10 protein-coding genes and 1 pseudogene are annotated in these 7,185 nt (G+C 64.3%); 6 read left to right on the top strand and 5 right to left on the bottom strand.

What is annotated here, in order from left to right; translation table 11 throughout:
• The 4 genes and pseudogenes from VKR55_RS28075 to VKR55_RS28060 form a co-directional block, all read left to right on the top strand.
• Window positions 1-96 (top strand): annotated as a pseudogene (locus VKR55_RS28075) (peptide-methionine (S)-S-oxide reductase MsrA); the annotation flags it as partial.
• Window positions 97-189: 93 nt separating this feature from the next.
• A complete protein-coding gene (msrB, locus tag VKR55_RS28070) occupies window positions 190-600 on the top strand; it encodes a peptide-methionine (R)-S-oxide reductase MsrB (RefSeq protein ID WP_324408560.1) in 411 nt (136 codons plus the stop codon).
• 248 nt (window positions 601-848) lie between these two features.
• Window positions 849-1,013, top strand: coding sequence for a DUF3309 family protein (locus VKR55_RS28065; protein ID WP_324408558.1), 165 nt, complete (start codon window positions 849-851; stop codon window positions 1,011-1,013).
• Between the two features lie 213 nt (window positions 1,014-1,226).
• A complete protein-coding gene (locus tag VKR55_RS28060; RefSeq protein ID WP_324408562.1) occupies window positions 1,227-1,526 on the top strand; it encodes a hypothetical protein in 300 nt (99 codons plus the stop codon).
• Window positions 1,527-1,596: 70 nt separating this feature from the next.
• Here the strand turns inward: VKR55_RS28060 and VKR55_RS28055 are convergent, their stop codons facing one another.
• The 3 genes from VKR55_RS28055 to VKR55_RS28045 are packed head-to-tail and all read right to left on the bottom strand — an operon-like array spanning window position 1,597 to window position 4,121.
• Window positions 1,597-2,133: a DUF4112 domain-containing protein gene (locus VKR55_RS28055; protein ID WP_324408557.1), complete on the bottom strand. Its 537-nt coding sequence runs from the start codon at window positions 2,131-2,133 to the stop codon at window positions 1,597-1,599.
• Between the two features lie 34 nt (window positions 2,134-2,167).
• A complete protein-coding gene (locus VKR55_RS28050; protein ID WP_324408556.1) occupies window positions 2,168-3,127 on the bottom strand; it encodes a helix-turn-helix transcriptional regulator in 960 nt (319 codons plus the stop codon).
• A gap of 34 nt (window positions 3,128-3,161) precedes the next feature.
• On the bottom strand, window positions 3,162-4,121 hold the full coding sequence (locus VKR55_RS28045) for an AraC family transcriptional regulator (protein WP_324408554.1): 960 nt from the start codon (window positions 4,119-4,121) through the stop codon (window positions 3,162-3,164).
• Window positions 4,122-4,390: 269 nt separating this feature from the next.
• Between VKR55_RS28045 and VKR55_RS28040 the strand changes: the two genes are divergently transcribed.
• Together VKR55_RS28040 and VKR55_RS28035 are read left to right on the top strand one after the other, a co-directional pair.
• The gene (locus tag VKR55_RS28040; protein ID WP_324408552.1) at window positions 4,391-4,630 is read left to right on the top strand and encodes a hypothetical protein; all 240 of its coding nucleotides are present in this window, start codon (window positions 4,391-4,393) and stop codon (window positions 4,628-4,630) included.
• A 42-nt stretch (window positions 4,631-4,672) separates the two neighbouring features.
• Entirely contained in the window at window positions 4,673-4,918 is a 246-nt protein-coding gene (locus VKR55_RS28035; RefSeq protein WP_324408551.1) for a GCG_CRPN prefix-to-repeats domain-containing protein, read from the top strand.
• 24 nt (window positions 4,919-4,942) lie between these two features.
• Here the strand turns inward: VKR55_RS28035 and VKR55_RS28030 are convergent, their stop codons facing one another.
• Both VKR55_RS28030 and VKR55_RS28025 read right to left on the bottom strand, forming a co-directional pair.
• On the bottom strand, window positions 4,943-5,410 hold the full coding sequence (locus tag VKR55_RS28030; protein ID WP_324408549.1) for a DUF5413 family protein: 468 nt from the start codon (window positions 5,408-5,410) through the stop codon (window positions 4,943-4,945).
• 82 nt (window positions 5,411-5,492) lie between these two features.
• Window positions 5,493-7,151 (bottom strand): hypothetical protein, encoded by a 1,659-nt coding sequence (locus VKR55_RS28025; protein ID WP_324408547.1) that lies wholly within the window; start codon window positions 7,149-7,151, stop codon window positions 5,493-5,495.
• Window positions 7,152-7,185 lie beyond the last annotated feature (34 nt).

Here is a 7,185-nt window from a genome sequence, read left to right as displayed (position 1 = left end):
AATGACCTGCCCAAGGTCGAGAACCTCAAGAAGCTGTTTGCGGAAAGCTACATCGAGAAGCCGACGCTGGTGGCCAACGCGAGCGTTTCCAACTGAGGGCGGCTTCTCTAAAGCGTGATGATCATCATCGCGCTTTAGCCTGCTGTTTGCGCGTGATCTTTTCGGATCACGCGCCCAAAGGGAGCATCCATGTCCGACACCAAAACCACCGACAAGGTCGTCAAGAGCGAAGCCGAGTGGCGCAAGGAATTGACGCCGATGCAATATGCGATCCTGCGCGAAAAGGCGACCGAGCGCCCGTTCTCGGGCGAGTATGAATATGAGACCAAGCCCGGGACCTATGTCTGCGCCGGCTGCGGGCAGACGCTGTTCGAGTCCGATGCCAAGTTCGATTCCGGCTGCGGCTGGCCGAGCTTCACGAGCCCCGTGGTCGACAGCAATGTCGACGAGAAGCATGACTCTTCCCACGGCATGATCCGCACCGAGGTACTGTGCTCGAAATGCTCGGGACACCTCGGCCATGTCTTCAACGATGGCCCAGGGCCAACGGGCCTGCGCTATTGCATCAACTCCGCGGCGCTGAAGCTGAAGGCCAAATAGACGACGCCTCGCATCCTGGGCGATCAAAGATCCCCCGCGCGATCAAGGCTGGTCGCGCGGGGTTTGCCTGGGTCGGAGGTTCCTCCGGTCACGATTGCGACGACAACCAGAAGTTGCCTTCAGGCAACACTGCAGTGCAGTGTTCGCATGCGCCACCTTCCCGCTGGCCCTGATGGCCAGGAATGTGCTTTGCTGAGCCGGCGGTATTCGGATTTTTCGCCGCCTGCCCGTGTCTCGTGGAGGGTGCCATGTCGTTGGGGATGATCCTGATCATCGTCCTGATCGTTTTGATGCTCGGTAGCATCAGCGGCCGGTTCGGCGGCCACGGCTACGGCTTGGGCCATTCCGGAACCGGCCTGCTCGGCGTTATTCTTGTCGTCGTGCTGGTTCTGGTGCTGCTTAACAAGATATGAACCAATTAAGCTATTGAAATAAAACACTTATCTTCTTCACTCGAAATCAGTTCCAGATTCACGTTTTGATCCGAGGGGATTCGCATTTCTGTCAAACAGGCCTATATTAAGGGTCGAAATGACGTGCACGGCGGCCGCCGGTTGCGGCTTTCCCGCCGTCTTAGACCCCCAACCCGCTCGCGCTAGCGCCAATAAGACATGAGGCCCTTGACCATGCGTCCTATGCGTCCGTTCAACTTCAACACCGCCGCCGAACTTTTCCCCGCCGCGATCCGCAAGAAGAAGCGGGCGGGATTCGCCTATCGGCGTTTTGGCACCGCGGCCGAAGCAGTTCGCTTCGCGATCGAGGAATTGCCGGCGGATTCGCTGAACGGCGCCTATTTGCAGGTCGAGGAGGCCCGCTTCGACCAGAGCGGCATCCGTTCACTTTATGAGAGCGAGGCGTTCCCGCTGCCGCGCCGTCCGCGCAAGATCGAGGCCGCGCCTGCCGCCAGCGACAAGGACGCCGCATAAGGTTTTTGTTTTGTGCAATGCGCCCTCGGACGAAGGTCCGGGGGCGTTTTTCTTTTGAAGCTTGCTCGCGCTAGTGCGGCTGCTTTTCCAGCCAGGCCCGCAACAAGCGGGCGTTGCGCATATTGGCGCGGAACAGCACGTCGATGGCGTCGCCCGCGACCGGCACCGTTCCGACGACGCCCTGGAACGCGACATTGGCGAGCATGCGCGCCGTGACATGCCAGGGCGCGCCGAGTGCGCGGGCTTCGCGCACCACCCACAGCGACAATCCGGTCGCGATGATATCGCCGATGACCGGGATCAAGCCGATGATCCCGTCGATGCCGTAGCGGATATTGGTGCCCGGCAGCACGAAGGCGATATCGAGCAGCTTGGCGATCGCCTCGAGACGTCTCAGGCGCTGCTCCCGCGTGAGCTGGCCGAACGGACTGGCGGTCGAATAACGGAAGTCGAAATGAAGTCCGCCAAACGGCGGCGTAGTTGCCTGCGGGATTTCCCGCCCTTCCTGATCGATGATTTTCGCGCGCGCCTCGGCTGCGCCGAAACTGGCGCGGGACGCACGGTCTGCCTTTGGTTCACGAAAAGCGTAGTCGTCTGCCATGGCCATCAGATGGTGACGCGCGGCGCCAACGCAAGTTGCCTCATTTGCCGCGCGCGGCCGTTGGCGTCAGCCCGAACCGGCGGCGGAAACTGCGGTTGAAATAGGAGAGATCGTTGAAGCCGCATTCGAAGGCGATGTCACTGACGCGCCCGTCCCCGCGCGCGAGCAGCTCGGCGGCCTTGCGCATTCGCAGTTCATTGAGGCGCGTGGTGAAGCCGGCGCCGGCCTCAAACAACAGCTCATTGACATAGCGCTCGGAGAGGCCCGCCGCCGACGCGAGTTTTTGCGCGGAGAAATCGGGCTCCGCGAAGCGCCGCTCCAGGATCATCAGCACCGCCTTGAGCCGCACCGCACGCAAGCCGCCGCGCTGCGCCGTGGTTGCAAGGTCGCCGCGGGCGCCGAGGCCGATCGCCGCGAGATCCAAAAGATGGGCAGCGGCCGCCATGCCGGCTTCGTCGACCGCATCCGGATGTTTTATCAGCATGTCGCCGTAGTCCATCGCGAGCGACAACGCACCGCCCGGCTCGAGCTCGCGACCGACCATGTCGTCGACGCCGGGCACCATCGCCCGCAGCGCCGCTGCGGGCAAATAGACACAGCCGAATTGCGTGTGGCTTGATCTTTCCGCGCTGTGGAACGGCTCATCGAGCTTGAACAGAGTGAGCGCGCCCGGACGCAGGTTGAACTCGGAGCCGAGATGAACCACTTGCCCGTCGAGGTTGCCGGCATTACGCGTCAGGCAATAGCGATCGTCCTTGCTCGCCAGGACATGGCTGCGTTCGCGCCGCACACCCGTGAAGGTGCCGTTGCAATTGCCGATGATGGTCGAGCCGATATAGAGGGAATTCATCGTAGCGCGAAACTGCACGTCCATCGCGGGATCGAAATCCGCGCTGTCGGAGAAGTGCCTGACCAGGTCGGCAAATTGACGGATCCGCCGGCGCTCATCGAGGCCCGGCGACAGCATCTCGGTCGACACGATCTTCCTGATGACATTCATCTAGGATGTACCTTGGACGATGCGATGAATCGCCTCATGATCCTCTGGCCGCGGTCGGCGTGAGCCCGAAGCGACGGCGGAAGCAGCGATTGAAATAGGAGAGATCGTTGAAGCCGCATTCGAAGGCGATATCGCTGATGCGGCCCTGCTTGCGCGCAAGCAGGTCGGCAGCTTTGCGCATTCTCAATTCGTTGAGCCGCGTGGTGAAGCTGGCGCCGGATTCGTACAACAGCTCGTTGACATAACGCTCGGAGAGGCCGGCTGCGGCCGCGAGCTTCTGCGCGGAGAAGTCGGGCTCGGCAAAGCGTTGCTCCAGGATCATCAGCACCGCCTTGAGCCGCACCGCGCGCAGACCGCCGCGCTGCGCGGCGGCGGCCAGGTCGCTGCGCACGCCGAGCCCAATCGCTGCAAGATCAAGCAGGTGGCTTGCGATCGCCATACCGGCTTCATCGGCCGCTTCCGGATGTTGCAGCAATAGCTCGCTGTAATCCATCGCCAGCGACAACGCGCCGCCCGGCTCCAGCTCGCGCCCGACCAGGTTCTCGACATCAGTCACCATCGTGCGCAGCGTCGCCGTCGGCAGGTGTACGTTGGTGAACTGCTTACGGTTGGTGCCGTCGGCGGCGAAGAACGGCTCGTCGAGCTTGAGCAGCGCGAGCGAGCCCGGCCGCAGCGTGAACTCGCGGCCGCGATGGATGATGGTCGAAGCGCGCGCGCCCTTGTTGCGCACCAGGCAGTAGCGGTCGTCATTGGTCTCGAGCACCTGGCGGAGCTCGCGGCGCACCGTGGTGAAGGTGCCGTCGCAGCGGCCGAGCATGGTGGTGCCGATATGGATGGAATTCATGTCGGCGCGGAACGGCACGTCGGCGGCCGGGTCGAGCTCGCCGGTATTGGAAAAATGCTCGAACAGCTCGGCAAACCGCAGGAAGCGCTGCCGGTCGTCAAGTCCCCGCGGCAGGATGCTGGTCGAGAGCGATTTCCGGATGATGGGCATTGCAGTCCAGGAGCTCTGGCCACCCTGGCAGGCCGGCCATGAATAGGGCTTGAACGCTGAAAGCCGCAGGCTAGCAGGCCGGATCGCGTTGAACCAGCGCCGGACAGTCCAAATCCGCGTGACTTGCACGCCAGTCAGTCCAAGACGGCGACGTAACGCCGTCTTATCCATCCGCTCCGACAGCCGACGTCCGCCGCATCGGATCAGGGCTGTCGGTCCTGGCGAGCGAATTACCGCGGTCCCGGAAAATGACCTTCAAGGAGAACGAGATGCGCACTCATTTTGGACGCAGGCTGCTGCTCGGCGCCGTGATCGCCAGCAGTGTAGGCATCGGTTACGCGATCGGCGCGCAACCGCATATGGCCGCGACCGTCACCATGCTGCAATCCGCCCACGCGGAGCTCGTCAAGGCGTCGCCGAACAAGGGCGGCCATCGCGCGCGGGCGCTGGCTCTGATCGACCAGGCCATCGGCGAGGTCCGCGCCGGCATGGCCTTCGCCGCCCGCTGACCCTCTTTGCCAATCGTTTATTCACCCCAAGGAGACCACATCATGCGGAAACTGACAGCGGTTGCTTTTTTCCTCGGTTCGATCGCCAGCGCACAGGCGATGCCGCTGGCGCCCGTCGCCACGGCGCCGAATGCCAATGTCATCCAGGTCGCCGGCGGCTGCGGCATTGGCTGGCACCGCGGCCCCTATGGCGGCTGCCTGCGCAACTACGCCAACCCGGGCGCACATGCCTGCCCGCGTGGCTACCACATCGGCCCTTATGGCGGCTGCCGCGGCAACGGCCGCTAACTTTTTTCCATCACCTAACGCTACTTACCCGGCGGGCACATTCTGCCCGCCGCTTTCATGTGACGATGCCGAAGCTGCTGGTTGCGGCTGCTCCTCGGCAAAGCGATGCACCAGATAGGCGCTGACGGTGGCGGGAATGAAGCCGACGAGCCCGTACATGATGAACTGAAACACTCCCGAATCCTGGCCGCGCGAGCCATAGAGCAATTCGGCCGCGACGAAGGCGATCGCGCCGACCAGCAGGATGCGCAAGGCCGCCCCGATCCGCTTGACGTGAAACAGGATATCCTCGACCGCGCCGATCATCAGCGCCGGCAACACGCCGAAGAGATAGCTGTACTGCAGCGTCGTCACGAAAACCGTCAGCAGCCGTCCAACCTCGGCGGCATTCGGCGGCTTGCTCCAGTAGCCCGACATCGTCGTGGTCGTGAGCAACAACCAGAACCCGCCCAGGAGCGGCCCGACCGCGGCAAAAATCAGATAGCGCTTCATGCCTCCGTCCTCCGGGTGACGGGCAATTTATAGCAGCCACACATGAAGGCTGAACAATTAAATGATCGAAAGCTATTCGCCCCTATTCGCCCCAGGCCGCAAACGCATCGTTGAAGGCGCGCTCACCCGGTGGGCCCTTTTCGATCGCGATGATGGCGCGGCGCTGGTTGGTGTAGACCAGCGGCACGTCGAACCACGACCGTTCCTTCAGGAGCTGAATGTTGCGCGAGCGGTCGGCATCCACGTTGGAGAGCCCGACCAGGAAGAAGCCGTCGGTGACCTTCACCGCAAGGCCCGCGAGCGGCGTGCCGCGCGCCTGCTCGTTGGACTTCATCAGGATGCCGGGTACGTTGGCGATGCCGCCGCCGGAGAAGTCCGGCGGCAGGATGAAGGTGAGCTCCGCGGTGTGGCTCGCCGGCAGCGACGTGTCGGTGTTGCGGCGGAACGACATCGTCATCTTGAACTTGCGGTCGGGAATGTCGATGTCGGCGCGTACGGCGATGTCGGCCTTCTCGTTGCCGGATGCCTTGATGGGTTCAGTGCGCCAGACCACCGAGCCGACATACTGCTTGCCCTTCGGATCGGACGGATCCTCGTCATAGAGCACCACGCGCTGCGCGACCGGGGCCACCGGCTCCTCGGTCGTCGACGACGGCTGGCCGACGCGATCGGGGATCTTCGGCTTGTTAAGCGGGTTCGAGGCATCTTTCGGCTGCTCGATCACCGGCGCGGACTTGAACAGCCCGTTTACGGTGGAGATCACGGTCTTGCCCCACAGAATCGCTGCGCCCACCAAAATCAGAACGATGCCGATGGCGATCGCGCTCTTGAAGGGAAACACCGCGCCGGCACGGGCACGCTTGGGCTCGCGCTCGCGATCGGAGCCGATCCGCGTGCGCGGCACAGGAGGCGGCGGGCTATAGCGCTCGGCCTCGTCGATCGAATCGTCCCACGAATAGGGCGCATCGCCGTCGGCACCGCGGCCGTCCAGATCTGGCTCGATGCGGTCGAACTCCGGCGAAGGCGACGGCACGTTGGCATAGGTCCGGCGCGCGGCGCGGTTGGCCTGGGCGGCGGCACGGCCGAGATCGTCGGCATCGGCGGCGATATCGCGGAAACCGCGCACGCCCGGCGCCTGCGCCCCGCCGTTATCGGGACCGCGGCGCTGCGAGGGAAGCGACGGGGGACCTGCGCGGTCGCGCGATGGCGGCAGTTGCGGCTCCTGCATCGAGACCTGCGGCTGCGGCGGGACGGGGGGCGGTTGCCGCGATGGCGGCGCGGGCGGACCTGCCGACGAGCCATCGGCTCGTCCGGAATTGCGGGGCGGGCGCTGATCCGCCGGCCGGTCTTCCTGTCCAAATGGCGGTCGGTCGTTGCGCGGCGGCGGAGGCGGTGCGGACGGACGGCTCCGCGCAGCGCCACCTTGCCCACCAGACGGCGCGGTGGCGTCACCAGGACGCGGAGTGGAGCGGCGGAAGGCATCGCCAGCGCGCGCGGCGCCGCCGCCGGAGCGGGCTTCGCGGGCGCGCTGCGCGGCTTCCGATTCGACCTTGCGCACGGCTTCTTCCAGCGCCAGCCGCTCGCGCGTGATCTCGGATTCGGAAAGCGGCGGCTGGACGCTGCGCAACTGGGAAATCAGCGCAGCCCGCGCCCGCTCATAGAGCGCGCGGCGGCTCTCGCCGGGGGCGCTGGGGTCCAATCCGGCAATAGCGCGAGCGATCAGCGGGTAGTAGTCAGCCATATCAACTCAACTGTGCGCGCTTTCCAGTAATATC

This window comes from Bradyrhizobium sp. (genome assembly GCF_035309285.1).
GTDB lineage: Bacteria > Pseudomonadota > Alphaproteobacteria > Rhizobiales > Xanthobacteraceae > Bradyrhizobium.
The sequence above is the reverse complement of the archived record's forward strand: the minus strand, read 5'-3'. Positions and strand labels throughout refer to the sequence as shown.